Raw genomic sequence first — 307 nt, 5'->3', positions numbered from 1 at the left:
TACTGCGCAAGCAGAGCAAACCCGGAGAACTGAAACATCTAAGTACCCGGAGGAAAAGAAATCGAAGAGATTCCGTAAGTAGTGGCGAGCGAAAGCGGATTAGCCCAAAAGTTTATATATGTTTAATAGAACACTTTGGAAAGAGTGGCCATAGAGGGTGATAGCCCCGTACATGAAAGGCATATTTAGATGATACAAGAGTAGGGCGGGACACGTGAAATCCTGTCTGAATATGGGGGGACCATCCTCCAAGGCTAAATACTCCTGAAAGACCGATAGTGAACAAGTACTGTGAAGGAAAGGTGAA

General features: G+C 45.0%; 1 rRNA gene. It reads left to right on the top strand.

What is annotated here, in order from left to right:
- Positions 1 to 307 (top strand): 23S ribosomal RNA (locus tag VQ048_RS13140); the annotation flags it as partial.

Origin of the sequence: Bergeyella anatis, assembly GCF_036016955.1 — a bacterium.
In the GTDB taxonomy this organism is placed as follows: domain Bacteria; phylum Bacteroidota; class Bacteroidia; order Flavobacteriales; family Weeksellaceae; genus JAYWXI01.
This window is presented reverse-complemented; position numbering and strand designations above follow the sequence as displayed.